Source organism: Streptomyces sp. SAS_270 (assembly GCF_052543295.1).
This window is the reverse complement of the sequence record NZ_JBMNDS010000046.1, coordinates 18,528-36,334: the sequence shown is the minus strand read 5'-3', so window position 1 is coordinate 36,334 and position 17,807 is coordinate 18,528. Positions and strand designations below refer to the sequence as shown.

Sequence of the window (17,807 nt, the reverse complement as noted above, 5' to 3'; positions counted from 1 at the left end):
CATGACGCACCTGACCCGTAGGGGCGTCGAGCAGCCGTCCCTGTCGTACGTGCCCGTTCAGCACGCCGCCCTCAAGAACGCGGACATCATCCCCATGTCCCTGCGCACCGTCCACTTCGTGATGCCCGCCGGCGTCGACGACCTCGCCGCCCCGAGCGGCGGCAACGCCTACGACCGGCGGCTCTGCCTGGACCTGCCCGGCTTCGGCTGGCAGGTCCGCAGGCTCCCCGTCGCGGGCGAATGGCCCCGGCCCGGCGCCGCCGCCCGTACGGAACTCGCCCGTACGCTGCGGGATCTGCCCGACGGCACGGTCGTCCTGCTGGACGGGCTCGTCGCCTGCGGCGTCCCCGAGGTCATCGTCCCCGAGGCCGAACGGCTCAGCCTGGCCGTGCTGGTGCACCTCCCGCTCGGCGACGAGAGAGGGCTCGCGCCCGCCGTCGCGGCCGAGTTGGACGCCCTGGAACGCACGACCCTGCGCGCAGTGCCGGCGGTCGTCGCCACCAGCGACTGGGCGGTCCGCAGACTCGTGGCGCACCACGGGCTCGCTCCGGAGCGGGTCCATGTCGCCGCCCCCGGCGCCGACATCGCGCCGCTCGCTCCCGGCACCGACGGTGTCTCGCGGCTGTTGTGCGTGGCCGCGGTGACCCCGCGCAAGGGGCAGCACCGGCTGGTCGAGGCCCTGGCCGCCGTCACCGACCTGCCCTGGAGCTGCGTCTGCGTCGGCGCACTGACGCAGGATCCGGCGTACGTCGCCGAACTGCGGGCCCTGATCGAGAAGTTCGGCCTCGGCGACCGGCTGCACCTCGTCGGAGCGCAGGCCGGTGCCGCACTCGACGCGAGCTACGCCGCGGCCGACCTGATGGTCCTCACCTCGTACGCCGAGACATACGGCATGGCGGTGACCGAGGCCCTCGCGCGCGGCATCCCCGTCCTCGCCACCGACGTCGGCGGTCTGCCCGAAGCGGTCGGGCGCGCTCCCGACGGCGGGGTGCCCGGCATCCTCGTGCCGCCGGAGGACCCGGCCGCGCTTGCCGCGGAACTGCGCGGCTGGTTCGGTGAGGCCGACGTACGGCGCCGCCTGAAGGCCGCCGCGCGTGGCCGCCGGGCCGCCCTCGACGGCTGGGCGACCACGGCCCGCAGCCTGGCCGGCGTGCTGGCCCGGCTGTCCCAGAAACCCCGGAGGGCGGCATGACCACGAGGACGACCGCACAAGGTGCCCTGGACGACACGTCCTCGGCCGCGAACCCGCAGCCCGGCCCGGACGAGTCCGACGTGCCCCGCTTCGCACCCCAGTGGCTCGAACTGCGCGAGGGCGCCGACGCCTCGGCGCGGGCGTCCGCGCTGCTCGACCCGCTCCGGATCCGGCTGGCGAACCGGCCGGGGCGGCCCACCGAGTCGGTGATCCACGACCTCGGCTGTGGAACCGGGTCGATGGGGCGCTGGCTCGCCGCCCGGCTCGACGGAGCGCAGCACTGGATTCTGCACGACCGCGACCCCTACCTGCTCCACTTCGCCAGCGCCGGGGCGCCCCGGGTGGCCGCCGACGGCAGCCGGGTGACGGTCACGACGCACCGTGGCGACATAGGGCGGCTCACCGCGGACGTCCTGGACGGGGCCGCGCTCGTGACCGCGTCCGCCCTGCTGGACGTGCTCACCGCCGAGGAGATCGAGCAGCTCGCGGCCGCCTGTGCGGGCGCCGGCTGCCCGGCCCTGCTGACCCTCTCGGTGGTGGGCCGGGTCGAGCTCAGCCCGGCCCATCCGCTGGACGCCGAGATCGGCGAGGCGTTCAACACCCACCAGCGGCGCGGTGAACTGCTCGGCCCCGACGCGATCACGGAGGCCTGCGCGGCCTTCGCCCGGCACGGGGCGACGGTCCAGGTGCATCCGAGTCCGTGGCGGCTGGGCTCCGACGACGCCGACCTCACGGCGGAGTGGCTGCGCGGCTGGGTCGGCGCGGCCGTCGAGCAGCGGCCGGAGCTGGCAGGCCGGGCCGACGCCTATCTACGGGACCGGCTGGCGGCGGCCGCCGCGGGCACACTGCGCGTGGTGGTGCACCACAGCGACGTACTGGCACTGCCGCGGCCGAAGGGCGGTGCCAGGTGAGCGCGCCGGCGGGCGGCGCCGCCCTGAGCGTCTCCGCGGCCGATGCCGGTGTGCATGTGCGGCCGCCGGCCGCCGCCCCGCGCGAGAAGGCCGCGAAGGCACGGGCGCCCCGCTCCCGCGTCGGCGCGAGCGCCCTGCGCACCCACCTCGGCACGGCCGCCGGCGCCCTCATCCTCGGCGTACTGCTGTGGCGGCTCGGCACCGGCGTCTTCCTGGACGGGCTGCGGCGCATCGACGGGCCGACGCTGCTGGCCGCCCTCGGGCTGGGCCTGCTCACCACCGCCCTGAGCGCCTGGCGCTGGCGCGTGGTGGCCCGCGCACTGGGCCTGCGGCTGCCGCTCGGCGCGGCCGTCGCGGACTACTACCGGGCGCTCTTCCTCAACGCGGCACTGCCCGGCGGCGTCCTCGGCGATGTGCACCGGGCGGTACGGCACGGACAGAGCGCCGGCGATATCGGACGCGGCGTCCGCGCGGTGGTCCTGGAACGGACCGCCGGACAGGTGGTGCTGGTCGCAGTTGGCGTAACGGTCCTGCTGACGCAGCCGTCCCCGGTCCTCTCCGAGACCCGCCGCCTGTCCGGACTGCTCGCCCTCGCCGTGCTCGGCGGACTCGCGGTCGTCGCCGCCGTCCGGATGGGCCGGGCACGCGGCACCTCCCGGCGGGGCCGGGCCGTGCGCGCCGCGCTCACCGAAGCACGGCAGGCGCTGCTCTCCCGAGCCGGCTGGCCCGCCGTGCTCCTCTCGTCCACCCTGGTGCTGGCCGGACACCTCGCGATGTTCCTGCTCGCCGCCCGCGTCGCCGAATCCACCGCGTCGGCCCTGCAGTTGCTGCCCCTCGCCCTGCTCGCCCTGCTGGCGATGGGGCTGCCGCTGAACATCGGCGGCTGGGGCCCCCGGGAAGGCGTCACCGCTTGGGCCTTCGGCGCGGCGGGCCTCGGCGCGACCACGGGCCTGACGGTGGCCGTCGTCTACGGGGTGCTCAGTTTCGTGGCGAGCCTGCCGGGCGTCTTCGTGCTCGTCGCACGCTGGTACGCGGGGGTCCGCAACCCGCGCGCGGCCGTGGAGGAGAGCAAGGAGACGGACGCGTCGGACGACGTGCACCCGCACGCTGCCCGTGAACCGCACGAGTCGCGGGAGCCGGCGGGCGCTGCGCACGCCCACCGCGCCGGCACCCCCGGCCCCACCCGCACCCACACGCCCCCCGCTCCCTACCCCCGTTCACCCCCGGCGGGGCGCACCTCTCGTCGTCACTCGGCCCGGCGGCGCGGGGGCTCCCCGGGCAGTTCCGTCTCCGAGGTGACCAAAGAGAAGTACGCGCCGAAGGATTCGGTCAGTCCCGCCAGCAGTTCCTTGCCCTTGGTGGCGGAGGCGAGTGACGGGCGGCCGATGACTCCCGATTCCGTATAGGCCGACATGCCGAGCGTGAGCAGATGCCTGCGGTCGTCCGCGATGAAATCGGAGGTCTCGTATCCGGGCCGGACGAATTCCGGATGGGCGTGCAACAGAATGGAGGTCTCGATTTCTCCCGCGTGCATATCACTGAGCAACGAGGTCTGTACACCGGCCCGTTCACGCGCGGCCTCCCAGTCCTCCGGAGCCGGGAAAAGCGCCATACGCGTCCCGGTGCCGAAGGATTCCTGAACGACATTGCCGAGTACGTAGTTCCCGCCGTGGCCGTTGACCAGAACGAGGGTGTCGACGCCGGAGCGGCGGAGCGACTCGGCGACGTCCCGTACCACCGCATGGAGGGTGACGGAGGAGATGCTGACCGTACCGGGCCAGGCGGCGTGCTCGTGCGAGCAGGCGAGCGTCACCGGCGGAAGGAGATGCACCGGATACGCGGCGGCGACCTCCCGCGCGATGGCGCAGGCGACAAGCGTGTCGGTCGCGAGCGGCAGATACGGACCGTGCTGTTCGAAGCTGCCCACGGGAAGCACGGCGACCTCGCGGGCGACACCTGACGCCCGCTCTCGTACGTCCTGTGTGGTGTCCGTCGGCAACAGACCGGATACCGTCGGGTGCGTTCCCGAACTACTCATGTTTTCACGGCCTTTCGACTCTGCTTAGGAACCAGATCATGACAGAAAACTATGGCGTACTCGGCGGGACTGCCCAGCTCTCAGGTGTCGAACGCGTCGTGATTGCCCCTTTGCCCACCGTGTACGGCGATTTCCAGGCCGTCGGCTACCTCGACCACGATCGCGGGGAGGAGCAGGTCGCACTCGTCCACGGCGAGGTCGGTGATCAAGTCCCCGACGGGGGCGGCGAAGAGGGCGTCCTCACCCGGCTGCATTCGGAATGCCTGACCGGAGACGCCTTCGGGTCCACACACTGCGAATGCGGACCCCAACTCTCCACCGCCCTGCGGGAGATCGCGGCCGAAGGGCGCGGAATTCTTGTCTATCTCCGCGGCCACGAGGGCCGCGGCATCGGTCTGCTGGCCAAGCTGCGCGCGATGAAGCTCCAGGCGGAGGGCCTCGACACCGTGGAGGCGAACCTCGCCCAAGGACTCCCGGTGGACGCCCGCGACTACCGGGTGGCGGCGGAGATCCTGCACGACCTCGGCGTACGTTCGGTGCGGCTGCTCTCGAACAACCCGCGCAAGCGCGAGGCACTGCAGCAGGGCGGCATCAAGGTCGCCGAACAGGTGCCGCTGCTGATACCGCCGTGCGAGGAGAACCTCACCTACCTGCTGACCAAGCGGGAGCGTCTCGACCACTACCTCCCGCACCTGGACGCCGCCCTGCTCAACAGCCCCCGGCCGACGGTGACCCGTCTGGACGGCGGCCACCTGGACGGAGGCGATCTTTTGCGGATCGTCGAAGACGGCTATCACTGAGTGCATGAGCGAAGAAGACGACCCCGGTCCGCTGTACCTCTCCCGCGGCCGGGTCCGGGAGCTGCTGACCACCGACGCGGCGATCGCCTCGCAGCGCGCCGCGTTCACCGCGCTCGGTGACGGCACCGCGGAGCTGCCCGGGAAGATCATGCATCCCAGTCGTTTCGACGACAGCGTCTTCTTCTCCTACGTCTCGCGGCTCTCCGCGGACACCGGTGCCGTCGCCAAGTTCGGCAGCGTCAACCCGGGCAACGCGGCGGCGGGCCTGCCGACCGTCCACGCGGTGATCACCGCGCTCGACCCGGTCACCGGGCAGCTCGCCGCCGTCATGGACGGTACTGCGGTCACGACGCTGCGCACCGCCGCGGCGAGCGCCGTCGCCTTCGACGCGCTGGCCACCGCCGACAGCACGGAACTGGGGCTCCTCGGTTCCGGCACGCAGGCGCTGGCGCACGCCCGGGCCGTGGCCCGCGTACGGGAGCTGCGGTCCGTGCGGGTCTGGAGTCCGCACGCCGGGCGCCGTGCCCTCGCGGCCCAGCAGCTCGCTGCTGAACTCGGTGTCGCCACCAAGGCCGTCGACTCCGCCGAGGAAGCGGTGGCCGGGTTGCCGATGGTCGCGGCGTGCACGCTCAGCAGCACTCCGGTCGTACGGGGCGAGTGGCTGGCGCCCGGCTGCACGGTCGTCAGCGTCGGCTCCTTCGAACCCACCCGCAGCGAGGTCGACGCCGAGGTCGTACGGCGGGCCGCGGCCGTCGTCGTCGACGATCCGGCGACCGCGGCGGAGCACGCCGGGCCCGTGGTCGAGGCGTTGCGGGCCGGACGGCTCAGCCCTGAGCAGCTGATCCCGCTCGGCGAGGTGCTCACCGGGCGGCGCACCGCGCGGACGCACCCCGACGACATCGTCTTCTACAACAGCGTCGGGCTCGGCGTCCAGGACGCCGCCGCGGCCTGGGCCGTGATCGACGCCGCCCGGCGAGGGGAGGCCCGCCCGTGATCACCCGGGCCGGTGTCGTCGTCATCGGCGGCGGCGTCATGGGCACGAGCATCGCCTACCACCTGGCCCGCGCGGGCGTGCCCGACGTGGTGCTCGTCGAGCGCGACGAACTCGCCGCCGGGTCGACCTCCCGGGCCGCGGGCGGTGTCCGGGCGCAGTTCTCCGACGAGCTCAACATCCAGCTCGGCGCCCGCAGCCTGGAGGCGTTCGCCCGTTTCGGTGACGAGCCGGGCCACGACATCGGACTGCACCGGGTCGGCTATCTGTTCCTGCTCTCCACCGCGCAGGAGGTCGCCGCGTTCGAGGCGGGTGTACGGCTGCAGAACGCGCTCGGCGTGCCCAGCCGGCTCATCGACCCGGCCGAGGCGCACCGTCTGTCACCGCTGATCAGCACCGACGGGCTGCTGGCCGCGGCCTTCTCCCCGGACGACGGGCACTGCACGCCCGAGTCGGTCGTGCACGGCTACGCGGCCGGGGCCCGGCGCCACGGTGCGACCGTGCTGCGGCACTGCGAGGTCACCGGCATCGAGCGCGACGGCGACGACATCACGGCCGTGGTCACACGCCAGGGCCGGATCGCCACCGACACCGTCGTGTGTGCGGCGGGCGCCTGGTCGCGGGCCGTCGGCGCCATGGCGGGGGTCGACCTCCCGGTGTCCCCGCTGCGCCGCCAGATCGCGGTCACCGAACCCGTCCCGGGACTGCCGCCGGACCTCCCCATGACCATCGACTTCACCAGCAGCCTCTACTTCCACACGGAGGGCCCCGGGCTCCTTCTCGGCATGTCGGACCCCGACGAGAGCCCCGGCTTCTCCACCGAGACGCACGACCGCTGGATACCACGGCTGTACGAGGCGATGCAGCGGCGCGCCCCGGCCCTGCTCGACCTGCGCCGGACGGGTGGCTGGGCGGGCCTGTACGAGATCACGCCGGACCACAACGCGCTGATCGGCGAGGCCGGTTCGTGCTCCCGCTTCCTGTACGCCACCGGGTTCTCCGGCCATGGATTCCTGCAGGGACCCGCCGTGGGCGAGGTCGTCCGCGACCTGTACCTGGGCCACGAACCCTTCGTCGACATCAGCCCCCTGAGCGCCGAGCGCTTCGCCGCCGACGCCCTGCGCCCGGAGGTCAACACCGTATGAGCGAACTCCACTTGTGGCTGCGCCACGAGACCCGCACGACCGAGCGGCGCACCCCGATCGTGCCGTCCGACGCCCGGCGGCTCGTCGAGAGCGGGGTGACGCTCACGGTCGAGCGGTCGCCGCAGCGGGTGTTCCCGATCGAGGCGTACGAGGAGGCCGGGTGCCGTGTCGCCGGGACGGGCTCGTGGGTCTCGGCGCCGCCGGACGCGGTCGTCGTAGGCCTCAAGGAACTCCCGCATGAGCCAGGTGAGTTGAGGCACCGCCACATCTTCTTCGGGCACGCCTACAAGGGGCAGCCCGGCGCCGCGGCGCTGCTGCGCAGGTTCCTCGCCGGAGGCGGCGCCCTGCTGGACCTGGAGTACCTGGTGGACGACGACGGGCGCCGGCTCGCCGCCTTCGGCTACTGGGCCGGGTACCTGGGTGCGGCTCTGGCCGTGCTGCAGCACCGGGGCGCGCTGCGGGCTCCGCTGCGGCCGACGTCGAAGCAGGAGCTGGACGCGGAACTCGCCGGTGCAGGAGCGGAGTTGAAGGCCCTGGTCGTCGGCGCGCTGGGGCGCAGCGGCCGGGGTGCGCGGGACGCCCTGGCTGTCGCCGGGACCGAGCCCACGTGCTGGGATCTCGCCGAGACCCGCGACCTGGACCGAAAGGCCCTGCTGGAGCACGAGTTGATGGTCAACACGGTGCTCACCACCCGGCCCATCCCGCCGTTCCTCACGGACAAGGACCTCGACGAGCCCGGCCGGCGGCTGCGCACGCTGTGCGACGTGACCTGCGACGTCGGGTCGCCGTGGAACGTGCTGCCGATCTACGACGCGACGACGCAGTGGGAGCGACCGGCCCGCCGGCTGCGCGAGGACCCCGTCTTCGACCTCATCGCCATCGACAACCTGCCCTCGCTCCTTCCCCGGGAGGCGAGTACCGACTTCTCGGCGGCTCTGGTGGCGCTGTTGCCGGACTTCGGGGCGGGCGGTGCGTGGGGCCGCTGTCTGGAACGGTTCCGTGAGGCGAGCCGTGAACTCGGCTCCGAGGAAGGGGAGTTCCGTGATGTCTGAGACCACCGTTCCCGCTGCTTTTGCGGTTCCCGCGAGCGGGACCGTCCACTGGGTCGGTGCGGGGCTGTCCACGGGCAGCGGGCTCGCCGCGCTGTGCGACGCCGCCGACCGCGTACGGCTGTGGCATCGCACCGAGGAACGCGCCGGACAGAGCCTGGCGGCGCTGGGCCTGACCGGTCGCGCAGAGCCCCGCGCGTTCACTCTCGCGAGGCTCACCGCCGAACTCGCCCCCGGCGACGTCGTCGTGTCGATGCTCCCGGCGCCCGAGCACGCCCCGCTGCTCGCCGCCTGCATCGGCCGCGGCACCCACTTCGCCTGCTCCAGTTATGTGTCGGACGCGGTCCTGGACCAGGTGCCCGCGGCGGCTGCGGCCGGGGTGGTGGTGCTGACCGAGGCCGGGCTAGACCCGGGCATCGACCACCTCTTCGCGCTGGACCTGATCGCCCGCGCACGCGACGCGATCGGCGACGGGTCGGCGGCTTCGTACAGCCTCACCTCCTACTGCGGCGGCATCCCCGCGGTGCCGAACGAGTTCAGGTACCGCTTCAGCTGGGCGCCCGCCGGAGTCCTGGGCGCCCTGCGCTCGCCCGCCCGCTACATCGAGGACGGCGCGGAGACCACCGCGGCCCGCCCCTGGGAGGCCACCCGGCCCCAGGTGATCGACGGCGAGACCTTCGAGGTCTATCCCAACCGCGACAGCGTGCCCTTCGTCGACCAGTACGGCCTTGCGTCCACATGGAAACCGCGGACGTTCGTGCGCGGCACCCTCCGTCTCGACGGCTGGCTCCGCGCCTGGTCCGCCGTCTTCGAGGAGCTGAAGGCCGGCGACGACCGACGTATCGGTGCCCTGGCACGGGAGTTGGCGGCGCGGTACCCCACGACCGACGCCGACCGCGACCGCGTCGTCCTCGCCGTCTCCCTCGACGTGCGCGGCGGCTCGGGCGAGACCTGGGCGGGCCGCTACCTCCTGGACCTCGAAGGAACCGCCGACGAGAGCGCGATGGCCCGCTGCGTCTCACGCACGCTCGCCCTCGGCGTACGCCATGTCCTGGACGGTTCGCTGCCGCCGGGCCTCAGTCGTGCCGCAGAGACGGCGCCGCGCGCGAGGGAGTGGCTGGCCGAACTCGGGCGGGACGGCGTCGACTTCACGCTGCGGGCGGAGCAGTAGCCGCGCTTGCCTGCGCGGCAGGCTCCGCGCCTCCCGGTTCTCCCGCGCCGGGCGGCGCACCCGGAAGGCGCCGCATGGTGCGCAGAGGGGAGAAGAACACCGGGAGTACGGCGAGCAGTTCGCCGAGGACGCCGACCCACATGGCCTGGCGGACGCCGACGGTCCCGCCGAGCGTGCTGCCGAGGAGCGCGCCGATCGGCATGGAGCCCCACACCACGAACCGGTTCGTGGCCGTCATCCGGCCCAGCAGCGGCTTCGGGCACAGCTGCTGCCGCACGGACACCGAATTGATCTTGAAGGTCATGAAGCAGACCCAGCCCAGGCCCTGGAGGGCGACGGCCACCGCGAACCGCCCGTCCGCCTGGTACATCGGCAGCGCCAGCATCCACAGGACGCCGCTGGTGACCACCGAGGCGCACATCGCGGGGCCCTGGCCGATCCGGTCGGCGACCCGCACCGTGAGCAGACTGCCGAGCAGTCCGCCCGCCGCCTCCGCGGTGAAGACCAGCCCGCAGAGGAAGGGCGAGAGCCCGAGCTGACCGTTGAGCAGCACCAGCAGCATGGAGGCGCCGATCGTCCCGCACATGTTGGAGATCGCGCCGGTGAGCGTGAGTGCACGCAGCAGCGGGTTGCCGAAGACGAAGCGCAGCCCCTCGCCGATCTCGGCCCGCAGGCTCGCGTCCGGACGGGCCGGGGGCTTGGTCTCCGTCTGGCGGATGCAGGACAGGAAGAGCGCCGAGCCCACGAAGCCGACGGCGTCGACGACCACCGCGACGGGCGCCGACAGGGCCCCCACCAGCGCTCCGCCCGCGCCCGGCCCGCCCACCTGCGCGATGCTGCGGGTGGCTTCCAGCTTGACGTTCGCCTCCACCAGCGCGGCGTCGTCGACGAGTTGGGGCAGGTAGCTCTGATGCGCCACGTCGAAGAAGACCGTGCACACGGACACGCCGAAGGCCACGCCGTACAACTGAGGGAGTGTCAGTGCGCCGAGTCCGTACGCCACCGGGACCGATCCGAGGAGCGCGGCGCGGCACAGCGATCCCGTGATCATCACGGGGCGACGGCGCATCCGGTCCACCCAGGCGCCGGCGGGCAGCCCGATCACCAGGAAGGCCAGGTACTCGAAGACGACGAGCAGTCCGGCCTCGAAGGGGGTGGCGTGCAGCGGGCCGATGGCGATGAGCGGGAGTGCCACGAGTGTCACGGCGGCACCGGTCTGGCTCGTCGCGTCGGCCGCCCAGAACCTGCGGAAGTCGGCATGCCGGAACAGGCCGGAAGAGAGGAGGGACATGGCGGGCAGCATCATCACCGGCGGGCCGGGGCCGCCATTGATTTAGACTGGGCGAAATCCTCAGGGGGCGGGGGCCGGTATGGGCGCGGTGCGGTTCGGTGTGCACGACGTGGTGAACATCAGGTTCGCGGTGTCGCCGTTGGGCGAGACCGTGGCCTCCTTCCGGGCCGCTCTCGACCCCGGCCGTCACGCCGTCCACCTGCCCTGGCTTCGGGCGGCCGTACGCCTGCTCGGGGACCGTGAGCTCGCACAACGCACGGCGCCGCTGGCGGACTTGGTGCGCCGCACGCCCGTCGCCGACGCCCTGACCCCGCCGCCGCGCTGCCCGCTGTCCGAGATCGAGGAGGAACTCGCCCTGGCGGCGATCGGAGCCGAGCCGGCCGATGCCGTACGTGCCTGGTGGCGGGCGGCGGTCGAGCCGCACTGGCCGTGCATGCGGGCCCTGTTGGAGGCGGACATCGCACACCGGACACGGCAGCTCGCCGAGGACGGCATCCAGGAGGTGTTCGCCCATCTCCACTCGACGCTGAGCTGGGAGGGCGACCGGCTGGTCTCCCCGTATCTGCCGTCGCCGAGGCCCGGCCGCGACGACGTCGTGCTCGACCTCGGCGGCGCGGGGATCACGCTGGCGCCGACCGTGTTCGCACCCGAGTGCCGTCTCCTCGCCGCCGAGGGCACGACGCCACCGGCCCTCGTCTACCCCGCGCGGGCCCTCGGCACCCTGTGGGAGCGGCGCGACCGCGCCGGTGACGGGCTCGCCCGGCTGATGGGCCGCAGCCGGGCCAGGCTGCTCGCGCACACCAGCTCACCCAGCACCACGACCCAGCTGGCCGCGCGGACGGGGCTGAGCACGGGCGCGGTCTCCCAGCACCTCGCCGTGCTGCGGGACGCCGGGCTGGTGACGAGCCACCGCTACCGGCGCGAGGTGCACTACACGGCGAGCGACCTCGGCACGGCGCTGCTGGGCACCGCCTGAGTGGGTGGGTGCGGGGGCTCACTCCACGATCGCCTCGTGCACGAGCCGCCTGAGGTCGGGCCCGACCGTGTGCGTTCCCGTCGGCCGTACCTGGGTGAGGAACTGCACGGTCAGGTCATGACGCGGGTCGACCCAGAACGTCGTGGTCGCGACGCCGCTCCAGCTGAACGTGCCCAGGCTGGAGGGGGACTGGGTGACGTCGGGGTCGATCACGACGGACACGCCGAGGCCGAAGCCGAGGCCCGCCTTGCCGGGTTCGCGCTGGACCGGGCTGCCGAAGGCGCGGATGTCGGCGCCGCCGGGGAGGTGGTTGGAGGTCATCAGGTCGACGGCGGCGGGGCTCAGCAGCCGGGTTCCGTCGAGTTCGCCGCGGCGGCGCAGCATCTCCATGAAGCGGTGGTAGTCGTGGGCGCCGGCCACCATTCCGCCGCTCCCGGACAGGAAGCGGGGCCGTCCGCGCAGCGGCAGCCCGGCGATCGGGGCGATCCCGCCCTCCTCGGTCTCGCCGTACAGCTCAGCGAGCCGGCCCGTCTGCTCGGCCGTGACGCAGAACCCGGCGTCGTCCATCCCGAGCGGGCGGAAGATCCGTTCGGCGAGGAACTCGTCGAGATCACGCCCCGAGACCACCTCCACGAGACGGCCGAGGACGTTGGTGGCGACCGAGTAGTTCCACTCGGTGCCCGGCTCGAACTGCAACGGCAGCGACGCGTACACCTCGCAGGTCTCGGCGAGGTTCGCGCCCTCCGGCACCGACGACTCCAGGCCGGCGTCCCGGTAGAGGGCGTCCACCGGGTGGGAGTGGTAGAAGCCGAAGGTCAGACCCGCCGTATGGGTCAACAGGTGCTGTATCAGAAGGGGTTGGGCGGCCGGACGGGTCCTCGTGTCCCGGCCCGACCCGCTGACGTAGACCCGCGGGTCGGCGAACGCGGGGAGGAAGCGCGCGACGGGGTCCGTCAGACGGAAGTGGCCCTCTTCGAGGAGCATCAGCGCGGCGACCGACGTCACCGGCTTGGTCATCGAGTACATCCGCCACAGCGTGTCGATCTCGACGGGGAGTCCCGCCTCGCGATCGCGCCGGCCGTACGTGGTGAGGTGGGCGACGCGGCCGTGACGGGAGAGAGCCACGAGGTAGCCGGGCAGCCGGCCGTCGTCGACCAGATGAGCGAAGTGCGCGTCGAGGCGGGCGAGCGCCTTAGGATCAAGACCTGCCTCGCCCGGCTCGACCTCTTGTCGCAGATGTCCCATGGCTCTCCTCCGGACTGCGGCTCCTGGACAGGACCGTCGCGGCGATCTCGGATCTCGCCGTCCCGGTCGTGACGATCTTGCCCTTCATGCTCCCGTACGCACGCGTGATTCGGCCCCGCTCGGAAGGTGAGGAGCGGGTACGACCTCGGAGTGCCCCGGCAGCCGCAGGGTGAACACAGCGCCGATCGCGGACACCGCCGCGAGCACCGTCAGCGCGGGGCCCATGGTGACGCTCGTGAACGTCATCAAGGTGGTCGCCACTGCCACGCCCAGCGTCGGTCCGACATTCATCGCGGTCTGCTGGAGGCCACCCGCCACCCCGGCCGATGCCGCGGACACCTGTCGTACGACGACGGCCGTCGCGGTGACCATGGCGGTGCCGAAACCGGCGCCCAGGAGCAGGAATCCGCCGCCGACCGCCGCGTCCGAGGACGCCCGGTCCAGTCGGGACAGCACCAGCATGCCGACGACGAGGTGCGACATCGCCGCCCCGGTCGTCCGGCGCGGCCCGAAGCGGCGCATCAGCACGGCGGCGAGCGGAGCGGCCGCGACCATCGCGACGGCCAGCGGCAGCGCCCGCAAGCTGCTGCCGAAGGGATCCAGCCCACGGACGTCCTGGAGGTAGTACACGCCGACGAACAGGGCGCCGGACAAGGACGCCGAGGCGGTCACCAGGACGGCGAGCGCCGCGCCGACGGCCCGCGATCCGAGCACGTCGGGCGGCACGAGCGGCTGGGCGGTACGCCGTTCGTGACGGACGAAGACCGCTCCCGCGGCGGCGAAACCGGCCAGGCCCCACGCGGTCGCCGCCGTCCAGCCCGTCCGCGGCGCCTCGACCAGCGTGTGCACCAGGCAGACGAGGGCCAGCGCGAGCAGACAGGCCCCGGGCACGTCGAGCCGGCTCCCGGCTCCCGAGGACGTGCCGGGTGGCGGGGTGCGCACGGCGAGCGCCAGGACGCCCATGACGAGCGCGGGCAAGACGTTGAGGAAGAACACGGCCCGCCAGCCGAGTTGGGTGACCAGGACCCCGCCGACGACGGGCCCGGTGGCCGCCGCGAGACCGATGGCGCTGGTGCGCAGTGCGATGGGCATTCCCAGCCTGTCGGGCGGGAACGCGGCGCGCAGCATACCGAGGGTGGCCGGTTGCAGCAGCGCCCCGAACACGCCCTGGGCGACCCGCAGTCCGATCACCCAGCCGATGCCGGGCGCCACCCCGATGCCGGCCGACGTGGCGCCGAAGCCCAGCATGCCCACGGCGAAGAGCTGATGATGGCCGTACCGGTCACCGAGTCGGCCCGCGAACACCAACAGGCTTGCCACTGCGATGAGATAGGCGGTGCTCGTCCACTGGACCTGCGCGAACGAGGCGTGCAGATCCCGTTGCAACGTGGGCTGCGCGACGGTCAGCACGGTCCCGTCCAGTGCGACGACCATGGCGCCGACGACGCTGCTCGCGAGGGTCACGGGGCGATGTATCCGTACTTTCACCGTTCCTCCGGTCCGAGGTGCGCGTCCAGCACGGAACGCAGCAGGGGTGCGAAGTCGTCGACTCCGGTGGCGAGTTGGAGGCTGCCCCAGCCCCACAGCTGGGCGATCCCGTGCAGGTTCGCCCACAGGGCACCCGCCACGAGCGGGGCGTCGGCCCGGGGCCGGGTCCGGCCGACCAGGTCCACCAATACCCCGAAGAGCGGCAGACTCGTCTCCCGCAGGCCCAACTGACCGCTCTCCAGCAGATCATGACGGAACATCAGCTCGTACATTCCGCGCTGGGTGCGTGCGAAGTCCAGGTAGACCCCGGCCAGCGCGGTGAGCTGGGCGCGGGGGCTTGCAGCGCCGTCGCCGATCGCCTGCGCCGCTCGGGCGCCCAGGTCGGCGAAGCCCCTGCGTGCGATGGCGGACAGCAGCTCCAGGTGCGTGGGGAAGTAGCGGCGCGGCGCCCCGTGGGACACCCCGGCCCGCCGGGCGATCTCCCGCAGGGACAGCGCCTGCGCGCCCTCCTGGGCCACCAGGTCCACACCGGCCTCGATCAGACGGGACCGCAGTCCCGCCTCCTCTTCAGTCATAGACACTGTCTACCAGGTGGCAGTAGACACTGTCTACGGGCCGTCTTCGGAATGCCTCGCCACCCCTGCGCGTTGCCATGGCATGGCTGATGACGTGACACAGGACGCACTGCTCAAGCTGCTCTCCGAGTACGACGGCGGAGTGCTCGTCACCCTCAAGCAGGACGGACGGCCTCAGCTGTCGAACGTCAACCACGCCTACTACCCCGACGGGCGGATCATCCGGGTCTCGCTCACGGACGACCGCGCCAAGACCCGCAATCTGCGCCGGGACGCACGGGCGTCGTACCACGTGACCAGCGAGGACCGGTGGGCCTACACGGTCGCGGAGGGCACCGCCGAGCTCACGCCGGTCGCCGCGGACCCCTACGACGCGACCGTCGAGGCGCTGATCCGGCTCTACCGTGACGTCAGGGGCGAGCACCCCGACTGGGACGACTACCGGGCCGCGATGGTCCGCGACAAGCGCCTCGTGCTGCGCCTCCACGTGGAGCGCGCGTACGGCCTCGCGCGGCGCTGATCGCCCGGGTCGGGGAGTGCTCCGCGCACGTCGGCCGCCCCTGACCCGGCCGGTGTGCGCGGAGCGTGGCCCGATGACGTCGTACCACCAACCGGCCGTGAGGTGAATGTCGCGCGCGGCCGAAGAGTCCGACCCTCTTGCCCCGGACAGGGCGGCGCCGTACGCTCACGGCGTCGTACCGACTGGCCGGTATGCCGGATGCCGCGTCGGTACGCGGCGACGGGCAGCCCGCCGGGCGGTCCCGCCGCCCCGATCCACCGCCGACCGCAGGAGCCGCCGGACATGACCACTGCCAACCGCCAGGTGCGCCTGGCCGCACGTCCCGTGGGCGAGCCGCGCCCCACCGACTGGGAGCACGTCGAGGAGCCGGTCGGCGAGCCGGGTGACGGCGAGTTCCTGGTGCGGGTGCGCTACCTGTCGATCGACCCGGCGATGCGCGGCTGGATGAACGCGGGCAGGTCCTACATCCGCCCGGTGGAGATCGGCGAGGTCATGCGGGCCGGCGCCGTGGGCGAGGTGATCGCCTCCCGGCACCCCGGCTTCGAGGTCGGCGACCAGGTGTCGGGCACGTTCGGAGTGCAGGAGTACTGCGTCTCCGACGGGCGCGGAGTCACCAAGGTCGACCCGGAGAGGGCGCCGCTGCCGACGTATCTCGGCACACTCGGCATGTCGGGAATGACGGCCTACTTCGGGCTGATCGACATCGGGCGACCCGAGCCCGGCCAGACCGTCGTCGTCTCCGGGGCGGCCGGAGCCGTCGGCAGCATCGTCGGCCAGATCGCCAAGATCCTGGGCTGCCGCGTCATCGGCATCGCCGGCGGCGAGCGCAAGTGCCGCATGGTGGTCGAGGAGTTCGGGTTCGACGCCGCGATCGACTACCGGAGCCAGGACATCCGCAAGGCGCTGCGCGAGCACGCCCCCGACGGGGTCGACGTGTACTTCGACAACGTCGGCGGCGACGTCCTGGACGCGGTGCTGGGCCGACTGGCGCGCGGCGCCCGCGTCGTGATCTGCGGGGCCATCTCCCAGTACAACAGCACCGAGCCGAAGGGCCCCGCCAACTACCTCTCGCTGCTGGTCAACCGCGCCACCATGACGGGCATGGTGGTCTTCGACTACGCCGACCGCTACCCCGAGGGCGTTGCCCAGCTCGCCACGTGGCTGACGGAGGGCCGTCTGACGTCACTGGAGGACGTGGTGTCCGGTTCGGTGACGGATTTCCCCGACACCCTGATGCGACTGTTCCGCGGGGAGAACCACGGCAAGCTCGTGCTCCGGATCGCGGACGCGTAGAGCAGCGGGGAGGCGAGGAATCCAGTGAAGGCGCTGACTTACCACGGCCGTCACGACGTCCGCTACGGCGACGTCCCCGACCCGGCCGTCACCCACCCGACGGACGCGGTCATCCAGGTCACCACCGCCGGTATCTGCGGCAGTGACCTGCACATCTACGGTGGCAATCCGTTCAGCCCCGAGGTGGGCTACACCCCGGGGCACGAATGCGTCGGCGTGGTCGTCGAGACGGGCGGCCAGGTCACCCGCTTCAAGCCCGGCGACCGGGTGCTCGTGCCCGCCTCGGCGGGCTGCACCCTGTGCCGGTCCTGCGCGGCCGGGTACACCGCCCGGTGCGAGCGCGCCAAGTCCAGCACGGACCTCTGCTACGGCGTGAGCCCCGGGCTCCCGGGCAGCCAGGCCCAGGCCCTCGCGGTGCCCTACGCCGACATCAACCTGGTGCACCTGCCCGAGGGCATCTCCGACGAGGCGGCCGTGGTCCTCACGGACAACGCGCCCACGGCCTGGTACGGCTGCCGCCGCGCCCGTATCCAGCCCGGTGAGACCGTCCTGGTCATCGGCCTCGGCCCGGTCGGACTCATGGCCGCCCAGTCCGCGTTCGCGATGGGCGCCGCCCGGGTGCTGGGCGCGGACCTGGTCGCGGAGCGCCGGGCCTTCGCCGCGGGTCTGGGCGTCGAGCCGGTCGAGGGCGAGGACGCGCGTACGGCCATCCGCGAGATGACCGGCGGCCGGGGGCCGGACGCCGTGGTCGAGGCCGTGGGGGCGGACGCCACCATCCAACTCGCCCTCAAGTCCGTCCGGCAGGCCGGGCGGGTCAGTGTCATCGGCGTCAGCCAGACGAAGGACTTCCCCTTCCACATGGGACTGGCCCAGATCAAGGAGCTGGAGTTCGCCATCGGACTGTGCTCGGTCCACTACGAACTCCCCGCCCTGATCGCCCTCGCCCAGGCGGGCCGGATCACCCCGGAGTCCGTGGTCTCGCACCGCTTCGGCCTCTCCGAGGGCCCGGCGGCGTACGAGCTCTTCAACAACCGCGCCGACGGCGTCCGCAAGATCCTTCTCGATCCTGCCCGCTGACCCGTCGTATGGCGGTGTGCCGGGCGTGGGTGCGTGCCACGCGGG

Annotated in this window: 16 protein-coding genes and 1 pseudogene; 12 read left to right on the top strand and 5 right to left on the bottom strand. The window is 72.7% G+C overall.

The genetic code is table 11. The features are described from left to right. Position 1: 1 nt before the first annotated feature. The 3 genes and pseudogenes from ACN6LB_RS27210 to ACN6LB_RS27200 all read left to right on the top strand — a co-directional run. Positions 2 to 1,192: a glycosyltransferase family 4 protein gene (locus ACN6LB_RS27210; RefSeq protein ID WP_445028197.1), complete on the top strand. Its 1,191-nt coding sequence runs from the start codon at positions 2 to 4 to the stop codon at positions 1,190 to 1,192. Then, the gene (locus ACN6LB_RS27205; protein ID WP_445028196.1) at positions 1,189 to 2,103 is read left to right on the top strand and encodes a class I SAM-dependent methyltransferase; all 915 of its coding nucleotides are present in this window, start codon (positions 1,189 to 1,191) and stop codon (positions 2,101 to 2,103) included. Before ACN6LB_RS27210 ends, ACN6LB_RS27205 begins: the two co-directional genes overlap by 4 nt. Further along, positions 2,100 to 3,095 (top strand): annotated as a pseudogene (locus ACN6LB_RS27200) (lysylphosphatidylglycerol synthase transmembrane domain-containing protein); the annotation flags it as partial. The gene ACN6LB_RS27205 and the pseudogene ACN6LB_RS27200, both read left to right, overlap by 4 nt. Before the next feature lie 254 nt (positions 3,096 to 3,349). On the opposite strand, the gene ACN6LB_RS27195 reads toward ACN6LB_RS27200, so the two are convergent. Further along, complete coding sequence (locus ACN6LB_RS27195) at positions 3,350 to 4,141, bottom strand: creatininase family protein (protein WP_445028195.1); 792 nt, start codon at positions 4,139 to 4,141, stop codon at positions 3,350 to 3,352. A 38-nt stretch (positions 4,142 to 4,179) separates the two neighbouring features. Between ACN6LB_RS27195 and ribA the strand changes: the two genes are divergently transcribed. The 5 genes from ribA to ACN6LB_RS27170 are packed head-to-tail and all read left to right on the top strand — an operon-like array spanning position 4,180 to position 9,297. Continuing rightward, the gene (gene ribA / locus ACN6LB_RS27190) at positions 4,180 to 4,941 is read left to right on the top strand and encodes a GTP cyclohydrolase II (RefSeq protein WP_356138645.1); all 762 of its coding nucleotides are present in this window, start codon (positions 4,180 to 4,182) and stop codon (positions 4,939 to 4,941) included. A gap of 4 nt (positions 4,942 to 4,945) precedes the next feature. Continuing rightward, on the top strand, positions 4,946 to 5,935 hold the full coding sequence (locus tag ACN6LB_RS27185) for an ornithine cyclodeaminase family protein (protein WP_445028194.1): 990 nt from the start codon (positions 4,946 to 4,948) through the stop codon (positions 5,933 to 5,935). Beyond that, complete coding sequence (locus ACN6LB_RS27180; protein ID WP_445028193.1) at positions 5,932 to 7,077, top strand: NAD(P)/FAD-dependent oxidoreductase; 1,146 nt, start codon at positions 5,932 to 5,934, stop codon at positions 7,075 to 7,077. The genes ACN6LB_RS27185 and ACN6LB_RS27180 overlap by 4 nt, the downstream gene beginning before the upstream one ends. Further along, entirely contained in the window at positions 7,074 to 8,129 is a 1,056-nt protein-coding gene (locus ACN6LB_RS27175; RefSeq protein WP_445028192.1) for a saccharopine dehydrogenase, read from the top strand. Before ACN6LB_RS27180 ends, ACN6LB_RS27175 begins: the two co-directional genes overlap by 4 nt. Then, positions 8,122 to 9,297, top strand: coding sequence for a saccharopine dehydrogenase family protein (locus tag ACN6LB_RS27170; protein ID WP_445028191.1), 1,176 nt, complete (start codon positions 8,122 to 8,124; stop codon positions 9,295 to 9,297). Before ACN6LB_RS27175 ends, ACN6LB_RS27170 begins: the two co-directional genes overlap by 8 nt. On the opposite strand, the gene ACN6LB_RS27165 is transcribed toward ACN6LB_RS27170, so the two are convergent. Next, positions 9,275 to 10,588 carry an MFS transporter gene (locus tag ACN6LB_RS27165; RefSeq protein WP_445028190.1) on the bottom strand — a complete coding sequence of 438 codons (1,314 nt, stop codon included), beginning with the start codon at positions 10,586 to 10,588 and terminating at the stop codon, positions 9,275 to 9,277. The two genes, ACN6LB_RS27170 and ACN6LB_RS27165, sit on opposite strands and share 23 nt — an antisense overlap. 79 nt (positions 10,589 to 10,667) lie before the next feature. Here ACN6LB_RS27165 and ACN6LB_RS27160 point away from each other — a divergent pair, with 79 nt between their 5' ends. Further along, positions 10,668 to 11,564 carry an ArsR family transcriptional regulator gene (locus ACN6LB_RS27160; RefSeq protein WP_445028189.1) on the top strand — a complete coding sequence of 299 codons (897 nt, stop codon included), beginning with the start codon at positions 10,668 to 10,670 and terminating at the stop codon, positions 11,562 to 11,564. Positions 11,565 to 11,582: 18 nt separating this feature from the next. On the opposite strand, the gene ACN6LB_RS27155 is transcribed toward ACN6LB_RS27160, so the two are convergent. From ACN6LB_RS27155 to ACN6LB_RS27145, 3 genes are all read right to left on the bottom strand, one after another. Beyond that, complete coding sequence (locus tag ACN6LB_RS27155) at positions 11,583 to 12,809, bottom strand: serine hydrolase domain-containing protein (RefSeq protein ID WP_445028188.1); 1,227 nt, start codon at positions 12,807 to 12,809, stop codon at positions 11,583 to 11,585. An 84-nt stretch (positions 12,810 to 12,893) separates the two neighbouring features. Continuing rightward, positions 12,894 to 14,243 (bottom strand): MFS transporter, encoded by a 1,350-nt coding sequence (locus ACN6LB_RS27150; RefSeq protein ID WP_445028223.1) that lies wholly within the window; start codon positions 14,241 to 14,243, stop codon positions 12,894 to 12,896. A 50-nt stretch (positions 14,244 to 14,293) separates the two neighbouring features. Continuing rightward, positions 14,294 to 14,872 carry a TetR/AcrR family transcriptional regulator gene (locus tag ACN6LB_RS27145; RefSeq protein ID WP_445028187.1) on the bottom strand — a complete coding sequence of 193 codons (579 nt, stop codon included), beginning with the start codon at positions 14,870 to 14,872 and terminating at the stop codon, positions 14,294 to 14,296. An 82-nt stretch (positions 14,873 to 14,954) separates the two neighbouring features. On the opposite strand from ACN6LB_RS27145, the gene ACN6LB_RS27140 reads away from it, so the two are divergent. The 3 genes from ACN6LB_RS27140 to ACN6LB_RS27130 all read left to right on the top strand — a co-directional run bounded on the left by ACN6LB_RS27140 (position 14,955) and on the right by ACN6LB_RS27130 (position 17,762). Then, complete coding sequence (locus ACN6LB_RS27140) at positions 14,955 to 15,392, top strand: PPOX class F420-dependent oxidoreductase (protein ID WP_445028186.1); 438 nt, start codon at positions 14,955 to 14,957, stop codon at positions 15,390 to 15,392. 282 nt (positions 15,393 to 15,674) lie between these two features. Continuing rightward, complete coding sequence (locus ACN6LB_RS27135) at positions 15,675 to 16,685, top strand: NADP-dependent oxidoreductase (protein ID WP_445028185.1); 1,011 nt, start codon at positions 15,675 to 15,677, stop codon at positions 16,683 to 16,685. 24 nt (positions 16,686 to 16,709) lie between these two features. After that, a complete protein-coding gene (locus ACN6LB_RS27130; RefSeq protein WP_445028184.1) occupies positions 16,710 to 17,762 on the top strand; it encodes an alcohol dehydrogenase catalytic domain-containing protein in 1,053 nt (350 codons plus the stop codon). Positions 17,763 to 17,807: the final 45 nt, after the last annotated feature.

What these genes read in the sequence shown, in the direction of transcription:
- ACN6LB_RS27135 (WP_445028185.1), top strand. Translation starts at nt 15,675, where the DNA reads ATGACCACTGCCAACCGCCAGGTGCGCCTGGCCGCACGTCCCGTGGGC.
- ACN6LB_RS27195 (WP_445028195.1), bottom strand. Translation starts at nt 4,141, where the DNA reads ATGAGTAGTTCGGGAACGCACCCGACGGTATCCGGTCTGTTGCCGACG.
- ACN6LB_RS27140 (WP_445028186.1), top strand. Translation starts at nt 14,955, where the DNA reads ATGGCTGATGACGTGACACAGGACGCACTGCTCAAGCTGCTCTCCGAG.
- ACN6LB_RS27205 (WP_445028196.1), top strand. Translation starts at nt 1,189, where the DNA reads ATGACCACGAGGACGACCGCACAAGGTGCCCTGGACGACACGTCCTCG.
- ribA (WP_356138645.1), top strand. Translation starts at nt 4,180, where the DNA reads ATGACAGAAAACTATGGCGTACTCGGCGGGACTGCCCAGCTCTCAGGT.
- ACN6LB_RS27165 (WP_445028190.1), bottom strand. Translation starts at nt 10,588, where the DNA reads ATGTCCCTCCTCTCTTCCGGCCTGTTCCGGCATGCCGACTTCCGCAGG.
- ACN6LB_RS27150 (WP_445028223.1), bottom strand. Translation starts at nt 14,243, where the DNA reads ATGGTCGTCGCACTGGACGGGACCGTGCTGACCGTCGCGCAGCCCACG.
- ACN6LB_RS27155 (WP_445028188.1), bottom strand. Translation starts at nt 12,809, where the DNA reads ATGGGACATCTGCGACAAGAGGTCGAGCCGGGCGAGGCAGGTCTTGAT.
- ACN6LB_RS27210 (WP_445028197.1), top strand. Translation starts at nt 2, where the DNA reads ATGACGCACCTGACCCGTAGGGGCGTCGAGCAGCCGTCCCTGTCGTAC.
- ACN6LB_RS27170 (WP_445028191.1), top strand. Translation starts at nt 8,122, where the DNA reads ATGTCTGAGACCACCGTTCCCGCTGCTTTTGCGGTTCCCGCGAGCGGG.
- ACN6LB_RS27175 (WP_445028192.1), top strand. Translation starts at nt 7,074, where the DNA reads ATGAGCGAACTCCACTTGTGGCTGCGCCACGAGACCCGCACGACCGAG.
- ACN6LB_RS27160 (WP_445028189.1), top strand. Translation starts at nt 10,668, where the DNA reads ATGGGCGCGGTGCGGTTCGGTGTGCACGACGTGGTGAACATCAGGTTC.
- ACN6LB_RS27185 (WP_445028194.1), top strand. Translation starts at nt 4,946, where the DNA reads ATGAGCGAAGAAGACGACCCCGGTCCGCTGTACCTCTCCCGCGGCCGG.
- ACN6LB_RS27145 (WP_445028187.1), bottom strand. Translation starts at nt 14,872, where the DNA reads ATGACTGAAGAGGAGGCGGGACTGCGGTCCCGTCTGATCGAGGCCGGT.